Annotated in this window: 15 protein-coding genes; 9 read left to right on the top strand and 6 right to left on the bottom strand. The window is 60.3% G+C overall.

Annotated elements, in window-relative coordinates; all coding sequences use genetic code 11:
* Positions 1-143: 143 nt before the first annotated feature.
* The 3 genes from ACZ3HH_RS23365 to ACZ3HH_RS23355 form a co-directional block, all read right to left on the bottom strand.
* A complete protein-coding gene (locus tag ACZ3HH_RS23365; RefSeq protein ID WP_465808079.1) occupies positions 144-974 on the bottom strand; it encodes an alpha/beta fold hydrolase in 831 nt (276 codons plus the stop codon).
* 242 nt (positions 975-1216) lie between these two features.
* Positions 1217-1573, bottom strand: a complete 357-nt coding sequence (gene queD / locus ACZ3HH_RS23360; protein ID WP_465808077.1) for a 6-carboxytetrahydropterin synthase QueD — start codon at positions 1571-1573, stop codon at positions 1217-1219.
* A 255-nt stretch (positions 1574-1828) separates the two neighbouring features.
* The gene (locus tag ACZ3HH_RS23355; RefSeq protein ID WP_465808075.1) at positions 1829-2908 is read right to left on the bottom strand and encodes a patatin-like phospholipase family protein; all 1080 of its coding nucleotides are present in this window, start codon (positions 2906-2908) and stop codon (positions 1829-1831) included.
* A gap of 242 nt (positions 2909-3150) precedes the next feature.
* Between ACZ3HH_RS23355 and ACZ3HH_RS23350 the strand changes: the two genes are divergently transcribed.
* The 7 genes from ACZ3HH_RS23350 (at position 3151) to ACZ3HH_RS23320 (ending at position 9928) form a co-directional block, all read left to right on the top strand.
* On the top strand, positions 3151-3459 hold the full coding sequence (locus ACZ3HH_RS23350) for a PepSY domain-containing protein (protein WP_465808073.1): 309 nt from the start codon (positions 3151-3153) through the stop codon (positions 3457-3459).
* Positions 3459-3779 carry a PepSY domain-containing protein gene (locus ACZ3HH_RS23345; RefSeq protein ID WP_460145261.1) on the top strand — a complete coding sequence of 107 codons (321 nt, stop codon included), beginning with the start codon at positions 3459-3461 and terminating at the stop codon, positions 3777-3779. Before ACZ3HH_RS23350 ends, ACZ3HH_RS23345 begins: the two co-directional genes overlap by 1 nt.
* 3 nt (positions 3780-3782) lie before the next feature.
* Complete coding sequence (locus ACZ3HH_RS23340; protein ID WP_007907723.1) at positions 3783-4451, top strand: response regulator transcription factor; 669 nt, start codon at positions 3783-3785, stop codon at positions 4449-4451.
* Entirely contained in the window at positions 4448-5761 is a 1314-nt protein-coding gene (locus ACZ3HH_RS23335) for a sensor histidine kinase (protein WP_465808070.1), read from the top strand. Before ACZ3HH_RS23340 ends, ACZ3HH_RS23335 begins: the two co-directional genes overlap by 4 nt.
* A 453-nt stretch (positions 5762-6214) precedes the next feature.
* Positions 6215-7531, top strand: a complete 1317-nt coding sequence (locus ACZ3HH_RS23330) for a Na+/H+ antiporter family protein (protein ID WP_465808068.1) — start codon at positions 6215-6217, stop codon at positions 7529-7531.
* A gap of 179 nt (positions 7532-7710) precedes the next feature.
* The gene (locus ACZ3HH_RS23325) at positions 7711-9393 is read left to right on the top strand and encodes a methyl-accepting chemotaxis protein (protein ID WP_465808066.1); all 1683 of its coding nucleotides are present in this window, start codon (positions 7711-7713) and stop codon (positions 9391-9393) included.
* A 370-nt stretch (positions 9394-9763) separates the two neighbouring features.
* Positions 9764-9928 (top strand): metallothionein, encoded by a 165-nt coding sequence (locus ACZ3HH_RS23320; protein WP_465808065.1) that lies wholly within the window; start codon positions 9764-9766, stop codon positions 9926-9928.
* Positions 9929-10000: 72 nt separating this feature from the next.
* On the opposite strand, the gene ACZ3HH_RS23315 is transcribed toward ACZ3HH_RS23320, so the two are convergent.
* The 3 genes from ACZ3HH_RS23315 to ACZ3HH_RS23305 form a co-directional block, all read right to left on the bottom strand.
* Positions 10001-10228, bottom strand: coding sequence for a DUF6555 family protein (locus ACZ3HH_RS23315; protein WP_465808063.1), 228 nt, complete (start codon positions 10226-10228; stop codon positions 10001-10003).
* A gap of 315 nt (positions 10229-10543) precedes the next feature.
* Positions 10544-11578, bottom strand: a complete 1035-nt coding sequence (locus ACZ3HH_RS23310) for a purine-nucleoside phosphorylase (protein WP_465808061.1) — start codon at positions 11576-11578, stop codon at positions 10544-10546.
* A gap of 24 nt (positions 11579-11602) precedes the next feature.
* Positions 11603-12559, bottom strand: coding sequence for a nucleoside-specific channel-forming protein Tsx (locus ACZ3HH_RS23305; protein ID WP_465808059.1), 957 nt, complete (start codon positions 12557-12559; stop codon positions 11603-11605).
* 535 nt (positions 12560-13094) lie between these two features.
* Here ACZ3HH_RS23305 and selD point away from each other — a divergent pair.
* Both selD and mnmH read left to right on the top strand, forming a co-directional pair.
* Positions 13095-14129 (top strand): selenide, water dikinase SelD, encoded by a 1035-nt coding sequence (selD, locus tag ACZ3HH_RS23300; protein WP_465808058.1) that lies wholly within the window; start codon positions 13095-13097, stop codon positions 14127-14129.
* Positions 14129-15232, top strand: a complete 1104-nt coding sequence (gene mnmH, locus ACZ3HH_RS23295) for a tRNA 2-selenouridine(34) synthase MnmH (RefSeq protein WP_465808056.1) — start codon at positions 14129-14131, stop codon at positions 15230-15232. The genes selD and mnmH overlap by 1 nt, the downstream gene beginning before the upstream one ends.
* Positions 15233-15317 lie beyond the last annotated feature (85 nt).

Below are 15317 nucleotides of genomic sequence, written 5' to 3'. Positions count from 1 at the left end.
GGGCTCGAAAGCGGTGCACCTGAAGGAACACGGCACCCATGTGGGAGCGAGCCTGCTCGCGATAGCGGTGGCATATTCACTACTCGGGTGACTGTCAGACCGCTATCGCGAGCAGGCTCGCTCCCACATTAAATGCGGTTTTTTCAGGGGGATTTGTGCAGGGGCAAAAACCGCAATATCGCGGCCACAATCGCCTCCGGCGCATCCTCCTGAACCAGATGCCCGGCATTGGCAATGGCGTGAAATTGCGACCCCGCAATCATCTGATGCAGCGCCTGGCCGCGCTCAATGGGAATCCACTGATCGTCTTCACCCCAAAGGATCTGCACCGGGCAGCGAACCGTCGGGTACAGCCCTTCGATCTCGCGGGTATAACGTTCATCCATCTGCGCGATCTGCCGGTAGAACGCCGCTTGCCCCGGATCTCCGAGCCAGGGCCGCACGTAGGGCGCCAGCTCATGATCGGGAATCTCGCGCTTGATCGCGCCACGAATATAGGTCGGCACAATCGCCTGCTGAATGTAGTCGGGCAGTCCACTGAACGCCGCTTCATGCTGACGCACATGCTGTACGAACGGCGAACCCCAGGGCGACAGCGCCACTGGATCGATCAGCGTCAGGCTGCGGTAATCCTTGCCATTGAGCAGATGTGCGCGCAACGCGGTGGCGCCGCCGAAATCGTGGGCCACCACGTCTGGCCGTTCCAGGCCCCAGTGCTCCAGCAATTGCGCCAACAGTTGGTTTTGTACGCCCAGCGACACATCGCCGTCCGGCTGAGTGGATTGCCCGTAACCCAGCAGATCGAAGTAGTGCACCCGGTGCGTGGTGATGAAGTGCGGCGCAATCCGGTGCCACACATAAGAAGAGAACGGTGTGCCATGCACGAACACCAGCGGCGGACCGTCGCCACGCACGGCGTAGCGCACGGAATGCCCGTTGAAGCGATAGGTCTGAGCCAGCGGCCAGTCAGCCATGGGAGCGTCCTCTTGGCATGTGCGAGCCAAGAAGCATAGGCATAAAAAAACAGCCATTGAAGGCTGTTTCTCTATTCACTGACGAAACGCATTTCTTGTGTGGTCGGGCTTGTGTGGGAGTCGGGCTTGCCCGCGATGCAGACGACTCGGTTTAACGTCGAACCGAGTTGATGCCATCGCAGGCAAGCCAGCTCCCACAAAAGCCCACCCCCACAAGGGATTTTCGTTGTCTTTAGATCGGTTTACTCACCGCGATAGATGCAACCGCTGGTGCAGGTCTCGTGGATACGAATCGCGCTGAGTTCCGGCAGCAGGGGTTTCAATTCATTCCAGATCCACTTGGCCAGCACTTCGCTGGTCGGGTTTTCCAGGCCGGGAATGTCGTTCAGGTAGTTGTGGTCCAGGCGCTCGTAGAGCGGCTTGAAGATCGACTTGATTTCCGAGAAGTCGCGGATCCAGCCGGTGTGCGGATCGAGGTCGCCGCTCAGGTGAATCGCCACTTTGAACGAGTGACCGTGCAGGCGACCGCACTTGTGGCCGTCCGGCACGTGGGGCAGGCGGTGGGCGGACTCGAAGGTAAATTCTTTGAAGATTTCCACAGTGATGTTCAGCTCTGTCAGGTGGCGATCGCCGCGGCGATATGGGCAGGCGGCGAGTTTAACAGTTTGCGTTTGGTGATGCGGGAAAACACTGACCAGTGTCCTGTCTCACCAATACGTTCTTCTTTTTGCGAGTGGCTATTGTCGTCAGGCAAGGCGCCGCGACGAGTCATAGCCCGCTATGGCGAGGAGCGGCAACGCAGCATGGCGACAACAGCCACCGTCAAAAAGGAACAGTATTGGCGAGACAGGGCACTAGAGGGTCAGCAAGCGCTCGCCGAGGCGACCGTTGGCGGCCAGTTCAAGGAACTCATCGCCCAGACGACGGCTTTCATCCATCGTCGTGCGCCAGTATTTCTGCCGGCTCGGGGCGTCGCCCATGAAGCGCTTGAAATCGTTACGGTCCGGCAGTTTGCCGTAGGGCAGGCGCGCCAGGTATTCCTTGGACGGCGCCAGCAACAGAACATCCTGCAAACGCACCGGGCAGGCGCGGCGCCACGGTAGGGTCTTGTCGAACCAGCCGGGAATCACTCGATCAGTGAAGTGCGGATACAGCACGATGTCGTTGCCGCTGTAGGGCAGGTCGAGGTGATAGTCCAGCAGTCCGCCATCGCGAAACGTCCCGGCACCGGCACCCGGCAGGTCGCGCACGCCTTGCATGACCATCGGGATCGAGCCCGAGGCGAGCAGGGCCTGGCGCAGGTTGCCGGCATCCAGCGCAACGAAGCGCGACGGGAAGTCATTCAATGCGTTGACCGGTGGCGCCAGGCGCGGGTCGTGGATGATCAGCCGCTCGAAATGCCGCGACAGCCGCGCTCGTCCGCGCAGGTTATCGGCGATTACCGACGATAGCCCCAGCCCCAGCCGACCACGATGATCGTCCGCCAGCAGGCCGTGGCTTTTGACCACCATGATGTTCAGTCGGTAGTGAGCGTTATCCAGAATCGAGGCATCGCGGCCGTCGAGCAAGTCATCGAGCATGCGCCGGGAGCTCTGGCTGATCTGCGCCATGGTCACGCCCTTGGCGAAATTCTGCTCGGTGTACAGGTGACCGAGGCGGCGGATGCCTTCAGCGGCATCCGACAGGCAGGCGCTGGCGAACCGCCAAGAGCCCACCGACGCGCCGATCAGCGAACGTTCCCGGGGCGCCGCCGGCAGCCACTCGCCGAACAGCGCCAGATCCAGCCCCTGAATCCCCAACGCTTTCGGGCCACCGGCGGCGCCCGGCAACGTGCCCACATCAGCGGCGCTCAAGCCATTTGCACGGATGCGCGCCAAGGCACGCGGGCCGGCCTTGATAGTCAGGGAAGGGAACTTGATGTGGATCGCGGTCATACCGGTCTCGATGTCTGGCAGGCGGGGGATTATGTGGGAGCGGGCTTGCTCGCGAAAGCGGTGTCACAGTCGACATTTTTGTTGAATGTTGAACCGCCTTCGCGAGCAAACCCGCTCCCACAGGTTTTGTGTATGGCTGCGATGTCGTGGTGCCAGTCCCAATGATGGCAATTCAGTTTCAGTTAAGTTCGAATCACTAAGGTAGCTCTCGTAGCAACACATAAAAAAATACGGAGACACTGATGAAAATCCTGACTGCCCTGTTCACCGCCTCCATCATCGCCATGACCGCCAGCATTGCCCACGCGCGCGACCTGGGCCCCGACGAAGCCCTGAGACTGCGCGACGCTGGTACCATTGTGTCCTTCGAGAAGCTCAACGCCACGGCATTGGCCAAACATCCCGGCGCCAAAATCACCGAAACCGAGCTCGAAGAAGAGTACGGCAAGTACATCTATCAGGTGGAACTGCGCGACCCGCAGGGCCTTGAGTGGGACCTGGAATTGGACGCTGTCAGCGGGCAGGTTCTCAAGGATCATCAGGAAACGTAATGAAGGTGTTTTCTTTAAATCGACGTGCCAGCAGTCGAATGGCGCTGGCGCTCCTGGCTTTTTGCTCGGTGGTCATGGCCCGCGACCTGGATCAGGACGAGGCCCTGCGCCTGCGCCAACAAGGGGTGATCCTGCCGCTGGAGCAGCTCTTGCAGCAAGCGCTGGACCTCTATCCCGGGGCCAAACTGCTGGAAGCCGAGCTTGAAGAGAAGCACGACGTCTACGTTTATGAGGTCGAGCTGCTGACCGCCGAAGGCGTGGTGCGCGAGCTGGACCTTGACGCCACCACCGGGCATTTACTGAAAGACAAGGAAGACTGATCGATGCGTTTGCTCCTGGTGGAAGACCACGTGCCGCTGGCCGACGAATTGATGGCTGGCCTCAACCGGCAGGGTTACGCCGTGGACTGGCTGGCCGACGGCCGTGATGCGGTGTACCAGGGCAGCAGCGAGCCCTATGACCTGATCATCCTCGACCTCGGCCTGCCGGGTTTGCCAGGGCTTGACGTGCTGGCGCAATGGCGAGCCGGGGGCTTGGCCACGCCGGTGCTGATCCTCACCGCGCGCGGTTCCTGGGCCGAGCGGATCGAAGGCCTCAAGGCCGGTGCCGACGATTATCTGACCAAACCGTTTCACCCTGAAGAGCTGCACCTGCGAGTCCAGGCATTGTTGCGCCGCTCCCATGGTCACGCTAATCAGCCGACGCTCAAGGCCGCCGGTCTGCATCTGGATGAAGGTCGCCAATGCGTGACCCGCGACGGCGCCGACATCCAGCTCACCGCCGCCGAGTTTCGCCTTCTGCGCTACTTCATGTTGCACCCCGAACAGATCCTTTCCAAAAGCCACCTCGCCGAACACCTCTACGACGGTGAAACCGAGCGCGATTCCAACGTGCTGGAAGTCCACGTCAATCACCTGCGACGCAAGCTCGGCCGCAGCGTGATCGAAACCCGTCGCGGTCAGGGTTACCTGTTCGGCGGGCAAGCCCAGTGAGGTCGATCCAGCGACGTTTGAGCCTGGGCCTGATCAGCGTGATGGTGATCGTCGGCCTGGTGCTGGCGCAAACCAGCCTGTGGCTGTTCGAAATGGGTTTGCAGCGCTACCTCGAAGCCGGGCTGCGCAACGACAGCGAAAACCTGTTGGTGGCGCTGGTGCGTGGGCCGCAGGGATTGCAACTGGATGAGCGGCACTTGTCGCCGGCCTATCAGCGACCGTTTTCCGGGCACTACTTTCGTATCGACTTTGCCGACAGCCATTGGCGCTCCCGCTCGTTATGGGATCAGGACCTGCCGCGGCTCGAACACGCAGGTCTGCAAAGCAACCTGCAATTGGGGCCGGAAGGGCAGCAGCTGCTGGTGCTGCGTTCGGACTACCGCCGGCTGGGGCAGGCGATTTCCATCAGCGTCGCCCAGGATTACACCCCGGTGCGCGAGAGTTTCTGTCGCATGCAGCAGGTCGGTCTGGGGTTGGGGCTGGTTGGGCTGCTGCTGATTCTGCTGCTGCAACGGATCACCGTGCGCCGCGCCTTGCGCCCGCTGGAAAGGGCACGTGAGCAAATCGCCCAGTTGCAGCAGGGCCAGCGCTCGCAACTCGACGAAGAAGTGCCACTGGAGCTGGAACCGCTGGTGGCGCAGATCAACCATTTGCTGGCCCATACAGAGGACAGCCTCAAGCGCTCGCGCAATGCGCTGGGCAATCTTGGCCATGCCTTGAAAACCCCTCTGGCGGTGTTGTTGAGCCTGGCTTCCAGCGAAAAACTCGATGCTCACCCGCAGCTGCGCAAAGTCATGCAGGCACAACTGGAACAGGTTCAGCAACGGCTCAATCGCGAACTCAACCGCGCCCGGCTGTCCGGCGATGCGCTGCCGGGGGCGCTGTTTGATTGCGATGCCGAGCTGCCGGGGTTGCTGGCCACGTTGAACATGATTCATGGTGAACATCTTGAGCTGAGCTACCGCGCGCCTGCCGGTTTGCAACTGCCGTGGGATCGCGAAGATCTGCTGGAGTTGCTCGGCAACCTGCTGGATAACGCCTGCAAATGGGCGGATGCCGAGGTGCGGTTGAGCGTGGTCGAAACGGCAGAAAGGTTTGAGTTGAGCGTGGAAGACGATGGACCGGGGATTCCCGAAGACCAGCGCGCTCAGGTGTTCAGCCGCGGTACCCGGCTTGATGAACAGACGGATGGACATGGGCTGGGGTTGGGCATCGTGCGCGACATCGTCGGCACGTGGGACGGGGTGTTGAAGTTGCAGGAAAGCGAGTGGGGCGGGTTGATGGTGATGATCGAGTTGCCCAAACGCTGACCCCAATCTGAAGAACGCCAATTAACCCTGTGGGAGCGGGCTTGCCCGCGATGACGATGTAACAGTCAACATAGATGTTGGATGTTATGACCTCATCGCGGGCAGGCCCGCTCCCACATTGGATCTGAGTTGCCTGCAAATTTTGCGGACAACCACTAACCCTGTGGTAGCGAGCCTGCCCGCGATTGGCTTGCAGGGTCGACTTGACCCGAAGGCTGCGATCATTTGATCTTCTGGCGTCATCAAGGTCGTTGAAAATCAAAGGATTGCAGCCTTCAACAGCGCCTACGAGGGTTGGCTTTGGCTTTGACAAGGCGGCAATGCTCCGGCACAGTGCGCGCCCTCTAATAAAACCCTTTTTCTTTAATCCGCTGGCGGCCTGTGCAGACTGCCGGCCGGACTCATTCCGTTTGGCGGTGATTGCCTCACCGCGCTGTTTTTGAGGTAGCAATAATGAATGCAGTAATTGCCGCGGTCGGCATCATGCTGATCCTCAGCCTGTCCCGCGTGCATGTGGTAATCGCGCTGATCGTGGGCGCGCTGGTGGGCGGTCTGACCGGTGGCCTGGGCATCGACGCGACCCTGAAAGCCTTCAACAATGGCCTTGGCGGCGGGGCGACGGTGGCGATGTCTTACGCCTTGCTCGGCGCATTCGCCGTGGCCATCGCCAAGTCCGGCCTGGCCCATGCGCTGGCTGACAAAGCCTTGGCCATGGTCGATCGTCAGCACGCCAACGGGGGCGGCAATGTCAAATGGCTGCTGATCGGTTTGCTGTGGGTGGTGGCCATCGCCTCCCAGAACATCTTGCCGATCCATATCGCCTTTATCCCGTTGCTGGTGCCGCCACTGTTATATGTGCTGACCAAACTGCAACTGGACCGTCGACTGATTGCCTGCGTCATTACGTTCGGTCTGATCACGCCGTACATGTTCCTGCCCGTGGGGTTCGGCAACATCTTCCTCAACGAAATCCTGTTGGCCAACGTCGCCCGTAGTGGCGTGGATATCAGCGGCATCAACGTCACCCGTGCCATGGGCATTCCGGCGCTGGGCATGGTTTTTGGCCTCGCGGCAGCGTTCATCAGCTACCGCAAGAAGCGCGTTTATGACCTGGAAAAGATCGAGCAGGTCGAACAGGTCGCGGTGCAGTACAACCCAATGAGCCTGATGATCGCCGGTCTGGCCATTGCCGTCGCGTTCATTGTTCAGTTGCTGCTGGACTCGATGATTATCGGGGCGCTGGTGGGCTTCCTGATCTTTTCGGTGTCGGGCATCGTCAAATGGCGCGACACCGATGACCTGTTCACCGAAGGCATGAAGATGATGGCGATGATCGGCTTCATCATGATCGCCGCGTCCGGGTTTGGCGAAGTGATCAAAGCCACCGGGCAAGTGCAGACACTGGTCGAAACCTCGGCTTCGTGGATCGGCCACAGCAAAGCCATCGGCGCGCTGCTGATGTTGCTGGTGGGCCTGTTGGTGACCATGGGCATCGGCTCGTCGTTTTCCACTGTTCCGATTCTGGCGGTGATTTTCGTACCGTTGTGCGTGCAGTTGGGCTTCAGCCCGATCGCCATCGTGTGCATCGTCGGCACCGCCGGTGCGTTGGGCGATGCCGGGTCACCCGCGTCGGACTCGACCCTGGGCCCGACCTCCGGCCTGAACATCGACGGCCAGCATCACCACATCTGGGACACCGTGGTCCCGACCTTCCTGCACTACAACCTGCCGTTGCTGGTGTTCGGCTGGGTGGCAGCGATGGTGTTGTAACCACATTTACCTTGTGGGAGCGTGGCTTGCCCGCAATGAACGATTACGCGGTGTGCCTGATAAACCGCGGCGCCTGAATCGCGGGCAAGCCACGCTCCCGCAATGACCGCGTTCAACTTTTGAATTGGCCTGCCGTTAAAGCCTTTAACCACGCCAAAAAAATCAAAAGAGTGAACGTCATGCGCATGAGCCTGAAGGCTAAAGTCCTGTCCCTTGCCGTCCTCCCGGTGCTGCTCTTTGCGCTGGTCATCAGCCTGACCACGCTGTTCATTCTGCAAGAACAGGCTCGCAAGGAAGTCGAGGAAACCCGTCAGCGACTGCTCAGCGATGCCAAGGCGACCCTGCAAAGTTACGTTGCCGTGGCCATGACCTCGATCAAACCGCTGTACGACGCGGCTGCTCCCGGCGATGACGCGGCGCGGGCGCAGGTGATCAAGTTGCTGTCGAGCATCACCTACGGCAAGGACGGCTACTTCTTCGGCTACGACTCCAATACCGTGCGCCTGTTCAAGGCCAGCAGCGCCGAAGGCGTGGGTCAGAGCTTCAAGGACAACCGCGACCCGAACGGCGTCTACGTCAACCGTGAGCTGGTGAAAGTCGCCAAGGACGGTACTCACTACCTGCAATACAGTTCGCCGCTGCCCGGTAACACGCAAGTGTTGGTGCCCAAACTCGGCTACACCGAATACCTGTCGAAGTGGGACATGGCGGTCGGCACCTCGGTCAACCTCGACGGCATCGAAGCGCAGGTGGTGGTGGTTGAGGCCAAGGTCCAGGAACGCATGCAAGGCGTGGTGCTGAGCATTGTCGGGATTGCGGTGGTGGTATTGCTGCTGATCGCCGCTGCCGGGATGCTGCTGGCCAACACCATTCTGCGTCCGCTGAACCTGATGAAAGCCAACCTCGACGACATCGCGGCGGGCGAGGGCGACCTGACTCGGCGCCTGACCATCACCAGCCAGGATGAACTTGGCGAACTGGCCGGTTCGTTCAACCGTTTTGTCGACAAGATCCACGGCCTGGTGCGCCAGATCACCGAAATGACCTCGCAACTGACCGGGCTGGTGAATCAGGTCTCCGATCAGGCCCAGCGCTCGGATCAGGCCATGGAGCGTCAGCGTCACGAAACCGATCAGGTGGCCACGGCGATCAACGAAATGTCGGCGGCGGCCCAGGAAGTGGCCAAAAGCGCACAAAACGCGGCGGTCGCTGCCCAGCAGACCGACGAAGAGGGCGAAGCCGCCAAGCGCGTGGTGGCCGGCAGCATCGTGAAGATTCATGCGCTGGTGAACGACATTCGCAGCAGTGGCGTGTCCCTCGACAGCTTGCAGAAAGACGTGTCGTCGATTGTCAGTGTACTCGGGGTGATTCGTTCGATCGCCGAACAGACCAACCTTCTGGCGCTCAACGCCGCCATTGAAGCGGCCCGCGCCGGTGAGGCCGGGCGTGGTTTCGCGGTGGTCGCCGACGAAGTGCGGGCATTGGCCAGTCGCACGCAAATCAGCACCCAGGAAATCCAGGGCATGATCGACCGCTTGCAGGCCGGCACCCAATCGGCAGTCGAGGCCATGCGCCGCTCCAGCGAGGCCGGCGACGGCACGTCGGCCCAGGCCAACGAGGCGGGGGCATCTCTGGATGCCATGGCTCAGCTGATCGGCACCATCAACTCGATGAACGCCCAGATTGCCAGCGCCGCCGAAGAGCAAACCGCCGTGGCCGAAGAAATCAACCGCAGCGTGCATCAAATTGCCGTGGCGGTAGACAGCGTCGCCGACGAAACCCAACTCGGCGCCCAGACCTCGCGCAGCCTGGCTGCTCTCGGTCAGCGCCTGGGGCAACTGGTCGGGCAGTTCCGTATCTGATTGATCGTGCTCGTATGGCGAGGGGGCTTACTCCAATGCCGGTAAGTCAAGAAATTTGAGCAACGGAAATCCTGTGGGAGCGTGGCTTGCCCGCGAAGAATGCTCCGCAGTTTTTCAGGGTTTACGCGTCATCGTTCTTCGCGGGCAAGCCACGCTCCCACAGGTTCTGCGCCTTGACTTACCGGCATCAGGGTTTCCCCCTCACCACAGGACGGTGTTCGTCCATGAGTCGCCGCATCGCGACTACCCTCATTAGTAAGCAAACACCGTCCTAGCGTTTGTTTGAACTGGTTTGCGGAACGGGCGGTCATTTGCTTCAGGTGTCGCGCACCCGTGGCACCTTGACGACCACAACAATGGAGTCAGACTCATGATCGACAGTGAAAGTATCTGCGACTGCCCCAAATGTTCCTGCAAACTGGGCGAACATCCGATCGCGCGCCACGGCAAGCACTACTGCTGTGAAGGCTGCGCCAAACATCACGAACACGGCGAAGAATGCTCCACCAAAGGCTGCAAGTGTGCCAAACACTGACAGTCCAGCCAAACAAAGTGGAGCCGTCCAGGCTCCACTTTCAGTTTGAATGTTTGCCCTTTCTCTCAAAGCTCAATTTGCCGGTCGCCAGGTAACATTTTCGATGCCGAATTTTTCCGCCAGCGGTTTACTGGTCTTTTGCACCCGTTCACGGCCAAAGCGCGGGATCCGGCCGACTCCGGCGTCGCAACTTGCCCAGTGCCAAGCCTCTGCATTGTCCATTTTGTCCAGGCGGATAATGAAAGACTTGGGCTGGCCATGAAGGGTGTATTCAATAACGAAAAGTTTTGCATTGTTCATAAAGCCTGTATTCCTCCCTGTTGTAATAGAGGGATCGCGAGGCGCGGGGAAAATTCAGTCGAATGTCGGACGGTGACAGTGACTGGCGACAGTCGGACGCCTCGTGATCATGGAGCCTTCCTGACCCCCGATGATCCTAGCCTATGGCCCAAGGTGCGCCGGCGGAACCGTCACAGTCGGCATTTATGTTGAATGTTCTGGCCCTATCGCGAGCAGGCTCGCTCCCACAGTTGATCTGCGCCGCTCACATGCTTTGTAACCAACACAGACCTCTGTGGGAGCGAGCCTGCTCGCGATGACGGCCTGAAGCCGGACTCAGACCTCAGGCACACCTTTCTCCCAAGCCGACCAATTCTGCAAGATTTCCTGCACCAACGGATTTCCCGTGCGGTACAGGTTCTCCAGCGCCGGCACAAAACCGCCCTGATCGGCGTATTTGAGCAGGTTATCCACCTCGCTCTGGCCCGGCGCCGGCCGGTCGAAGTCGGAGCCGGCGCGCACCACCGCCAGACGCCGGACATCCACCAACCCCTCGCGGCTGGCGCGCAGCAGCGCCTCATAGGTGGAGTTGTCTTCCTGCTGAGTCGTGCAATAGACCCCTTCGTTATTGGTCAGCAGCTTGGTCCAGACTTCTGCCCGCTCACTCAACCGCGTCCCGGAAAACCAGGTATTGCCCGCCAGCGTGTCGCACTGGGTCACCACCGGTGGCTGATTGGCTGGCGCAGACGGATACTTCAAGCGCCACGCCGCCGATTCCTTGCTCTCGCTCAGCTGGACCTTGTGGCTCAGGGCGAATGCCTTGGCCTGCAACTTCGGATTGAGTTCGAACACTTCAGTCTTGTAGTCCAGCGGCGGCTTTTCGTTCGGGCCTTTGGTGTTGATGCCCAGGTAACCGGTCGGCCAGTCTTTCGGCGCGTCCCTGGAATCCAGCTCCCACTGGGTGCCGAATTCCACCAGATAGTGCGCCCACGCGGTGGTGCCGATGGTGCCGTGGTGCGGGCTGATGCCGGCAATCCCGGCGATCAGGAAGTAACTTTTGCGCAGGTCGAATTTCGGTGACAGCGCCAGGGCCAGGGTCGAGGCTGCGGCATTGGTCTGGCCCATGCCGGTGACCATCAGGCACACCTGTTGAGTGTTGCAGCGAATATTCGGGTACTCGGCGGACAGGCCCGGTACGCGCACTTCTTGCTTGAGCTCCAGGCGATCGATCCAGTTCTGCGCTTCGGGGGCGAACATGGTAATCAGCATCACTTTCGGCTGGATCGGCGCGTCGCCAGCCCAGGCTGCAGAAGAGAGCAGGGTGCCGCAGGCCAGGCCCACGCACAGGGAAAGACGGGTTATTGCTTTCATAAAACCTCCTGATTCAAATGAGCCTTAAAACTGATAACCGACACCGGCGTAGTAGCCCCAGCCATTGGAACGGGCGCGGAAGTCACCGTCGCCGAAATTCAGCTCGCTGCCATCCTCCCAGTTGCCGCCGTTGTGGAAATAACGGCCGACCAGGGTGAAACGCAAGTGGGTGAAGGCGTAGAGCAATACGTTGGTGGCCACGGTGGCATTGGCGGTGCGGGCAGGGTTGTCCTTGTGCAGGTCGGAGCCGAAGTCGAAGTTGGTGAAACCGATGTAGGTCAACGAAGCGCCGTTGCTGAAGCTGCTGATGGGCACGATGTACTTGAGCTGGGCGCGGTAGCCGTCCCACGAATACTCATTGCTGGCGCCATAGTTTTCCCATTGGTAGCGGCCGTAGAAGTTGGCCGACAGGTTGACCCGCGAATGGGTGTCGATGTCGGTGCCGAGGCCGCTGTACAGCGTGTTGGCGCGGTTGGCGCTGTTGCTGCCGTGGTCGTAGATCCAGTCGAACGCCACGTACCATTCCTTGAACGGTCCGACGGCCAGGCTGCGGCCGGCCAGGTAGTCGATGGAAATCCGCGGTTCGTGCTCCATGAACACCGGCGAACCGTGGTCCCAGACGCCTTTGTCATGGCTGTTGCCGATGTCGAAGATCTTTGGAATGTCGATGTAGCCGTACAACTCGAACGGCCCCTTGCGGCCGAAATATTCATATTCCAGGTAGATATCGTCGGCCGGTTGCGGGCCGAAGCTGATGTCTTTGCTGCCGATGATGGTCAGGTCCTGGTTGAACCAGTCCGACAGGTAGACGCCTTTTTTCGGCGGGATGGCTTCAGGGCTGAGGGCTTCGCCCTGGGCGGATTCTTTGGCGGTGGCCGGTTGGGCCAAAACGTGGCTGCTGAGTAGTCCTGTAACGCTGGCCAGCAGCAAGGAAACAGCAAAAGTACGCGAGCAAATCACGTGGCTGGAGGTGCAATACATTAAAAGTCCCTTTTCGTGCGGATCGAAAGCCCGGTGGAGCGGGTTTGCGCGGTTAGGTGGCGAACAGGCCGGTATCGGTCACTCGCAAACGTTTGCATAAGGCATACCAGTTTTGTTCAATTGGCTGAAAAATAGGGGGAAACGGTGGTTTTGCTGTCCCTTTGGTCAAGGATTTCGGGGGGGGGGAGCAGAGGGCGTTGTATTCAGGGCGAAGGGGATATGGCGGGGATATGCACCAAAGTGGTGTCGACTGTCAGATCAGTAACCCGATGGGTGGCAATAGAGATGTTGTGACAAAGATGGCAAAGGAGCTTTTGTGGCGAGGGAGCTTGCTCCCGCTGGGCTGCGCAGCAGCCCCAAAACCTTGCAACGGTGACTCAAAATCCCCGCCCGCCAGTATTGCGGGTGCTTCGCACCCGAGCGGGAGCAAGCTCCCTCGCCACAATGGATCGCTTATTCCTGCGGGTTGTGAAGACCCTGTAGGAATGGGGTTGCTGTAGAATCCTCGGCATTGACTTCACAAGGTGCCCCCCCGATGAGCGAGCCGATTCGTCTGACCCAGTACAGCCACGGCGCAGGCTGTGGCTGCAAGATTTCGCCCCAGGTGCTGGAGGTGATTCTGGCCGGCAGCGGCGCCCAGAACCTGGACCCGAAACTCTGGGTCGGCAATGCCTCGCGCGATGACGCAGCGGTGTATGCCATCGACGAAGAGCGCGGCGTAGTATCGACCACCGACTTTTTCATGCCGATCGTCGACGATCCGTTCGACTTCGGTCGCATTGCCGCCACCAACGCCATCAGCGATATCTACGCCATGGGCGGCGATCCGTTGATGGCGATTGCGATCCTCGGCTGGCCGGTCAATGTGCTGGCGCCGGAGATAGCCCGGGAAGTGATTCGCGGCGGGCGTTCGGTCTGCGATGAGGCGGGGATTCCACTGGCTGGCGGCCATTCCATCGACGCGCCAGAGCCGATCTTCGGCCTGGCCGTGACCGGGCTGGTGGAAAAGCGCCACATGAAGCGCAACGACACCGCCACTGCCGGTTGCTTGCTGTACCTCACCAAACCCTTGGGCATCGGCATCCTCACCACGGCCGAGAAGAAGGGCAAGTTGCGCACTGCCGATATCGGCCTGGCCCGCGACTGGATGTGCACCCTCAACAAACCCGGCAGCCGTTTCGGCAAACTCGACGGCGTGACCGCAATGACCGACGTCACCGGTTTTGGCCTGCTCGGGCACTTGGTGGAGATGGCCGACGGCAGCAACGTGACCGCCCGCATCGAATATGACCGGGTGCCGCGCCTGCCGGGCGTCGAGTATTACCTCGATCAGGGCTGTGTGCCGGGCGGCACGCTGCGCAATTTTGACAGTTACGCCAACAAGGTTGGCCGGCTCCAGGAGTTGCACAAACGCGTGCTCTGCGACCCGCAGACCAGCGGCGGCCTGCTGATTGCAGTCACCCCTGAAGGTAACGATCAATTCCTCAAAATAGCCGCCGAGCTTGGTCTGACCCTTGAGCCGATCGGCGAACTGGTTGAGCGACAGACTAACGCGGTAGAGGTGTTTTGATGTCCATCGACTTCACCGATTACCGCGACATCTTTCTCAACGACCGTCCGATGATGGATACCCGCGCGCCGGTCGAATTCCTCAAGGGCTCATTCCCCGGCGTGGTCAATCTGCCGCTGATGAATGACCTTGAGCGGCAACGGATCGGCACTTGCTACAAGCAGCAAGGTCAACAAGCAGCCATCACGCTGGGACATCAATTGGTGTCTGGCGAGATCAAGGCCGAGCGCATCCAGGCCTGGGCCGATTTTGCCCGGGCTCATCCGGATGGTTATTTGTATTGTTTTCGCGGCGGGCTGCGCTCGCAGATCGTTCAGCAGTGGCTGAAGGACGAAGCGGGTATCGACTATCCGCGGGTCGGTGGCGGCTACAAGGCCATGCGCACCTTCTTGCTCGACACGCTCGACCAGGCCATTGCCCAGTGTGACTTCGTTTTGCTGGGCGGCATGACCGGCACTGGCAAGACCGAGGTGCTCACGCAATTGAGCAACGGGCTGGACCTTGAAGGGCACGCCCATCATCGCGGCTCCAGCTTCGGCAAACGCGCCACCGGCCAACCCTCCAACATCGACTTTGAAAACCGCCTGGCCGTGGACGTGCTGAAGAAGCGCGCCCATGGCATCGAACAGTTCGTGCTGGAAGACGAGAGTCGCGCGATTGGCAGTTGCGCGCTGCCGTTGCCGTTGTATCAGGGGATGCAGCAGTTTCCGATGGTCTGGCTGGAAGACAGCCTGGAAGGGCGGGTCGAGCGGATCTTGCGCGATTACGTGGTGGATTTGTGCGCCGAGTTCATCGAGGTGCATGGCGATGAAGGCTTCGCGCTGTTTTCCGAGCGTTTGCTGGCGAGCCTGAACAATGTACAGAAGCGTCTGGGCGGCGAACGTCATCAGCGGATGTTGACCTTGATGGAAGACGCGCTGGCAGAACAGGCGAACAGCGGTGCGGTGGATTTGCACCGGGGCTGGATCGAAGGGTTGCTGCGCGAGTATTACGACCCGATGTATGCGTTTCAGCGGGAGAAGAAGGGGACGCGGATCGAGTTTGTCGGGGAGCGGGGGGCAGTCATTGAGTATCTGCGGGAGCGTGGCAAACAGCTGCTTTGATGTTGTTTTTGCCGGCCTCATCGCGGGCAAGCCCGCTCCCACAAGGGGCCGCGTCGATCACAAATCTGTGTTCCACCACAGGCCA

The sequence above is a fragment of the Pseudomonas sp. PME37.24/025 genome (assembly GCF_055556615.1).
Note: the sequence above shows the minus strand (reverse complement) of the source record. Positions and strands in the feature narration are given on the sequence as shown.

Excerpts from the sequence above, each read along its gene's own strand:
- ACZ3HH_RS23325 (WP_465808066.1), top strand. The coding sequence starts at position 7,711 with ATGCGCATGAGCCTGAAGGCTAAAGTCCTGTCCCTTGCCGTCCTCCCG.
- ACZ3HH_RS23310 (WP_465808061.1), bottom strand. The coding sequence starts at position 11,578 with ATGAAAGCAATAACCCGTCTTTCCCTGTGCGTGGGCCTGGCCTGCGGC.
- mnmH (WP_465808056.1), top strand. The coding sequence starts at position 14,129 with ATGTCCATCGACTTCACCGATTACCGCGACATCTTTCTCAACGACCGT.
- ACZ3HH_RS23365 (WP_465808079.1), bottom strand. The coding sequence starts at position 974 with ATGGCTGACTGGCCGCTGGCTCAGACCTATCGCTTCAACGGGCATTCC.
- ACZ3HH_RS23345 (WP_460145261.1), top strand. The coding sequence starts at position 3,459 with ATGAAGGTGTTTTCTTTAAATCGACGTGCCAGCAGTCGAATGGCGCTG.
- ACZ3HH_RS23330 (WP_465808068.1), top strand. The coding sequence starts at position 6,215 with ATGAATGCAGTAATTGCCGCGGTCGGCATCATGCTGATCCTCAGCCTG.
- ACZ3HH_RS23305 (WP_465808059.1), bottom strand. The coding sequence starts at position 12,559 with ATGTATTGCACCTCCAGCCACGTGATTTGCTCGCGTACTTTTGCTGTT.
- selD (WP_465808058.1), top strand. The coding sequence starts at position 13,095 with ATGAGCGAGCCGATTCGTCTGACCCAGTACAGCCACGGCGCAGGCTGT.
- ACZ3HH_RS23320 (WP_465808065.1), top strand. The coding sequence starts at position 9,764 with ATGATCGACAGTGAAAGTATCTGCGACTGCCCCAAATGTTCCTGCAAA.
- ACZ3HH_RS23355 (WP_465808075.1), bottom strand. The coding sequence starts at position 2,908 with ATGACCGCGATCCACATCAAGTTCCCTTCCCTGACTATCAAGGCCGGC.
- ACZ3HH_RS23340 (WP_007907723.1), top strand. The coding sequence starts at position 3,783 with ATGCGTTTGCTCCTGGTGGAAGACCACGTGCCGCTGGCCGACGAATTG.
- ACZ3HH_RS23350 (WP_465808073.1), top strand. The coding sequence starts at position 3,151 with ATGAAAATCCTGACTGCCCTGTTCACCGCCTCCATCATCGCCATGACC.
- ACZ3HH_RS23315 (WP_465808063.1), bottom strand. The coding sequence starts at position 10,228 with ATGAACAATGCAAAACTTTTCGTTATTGAATACACCCTTCATGGCCAG.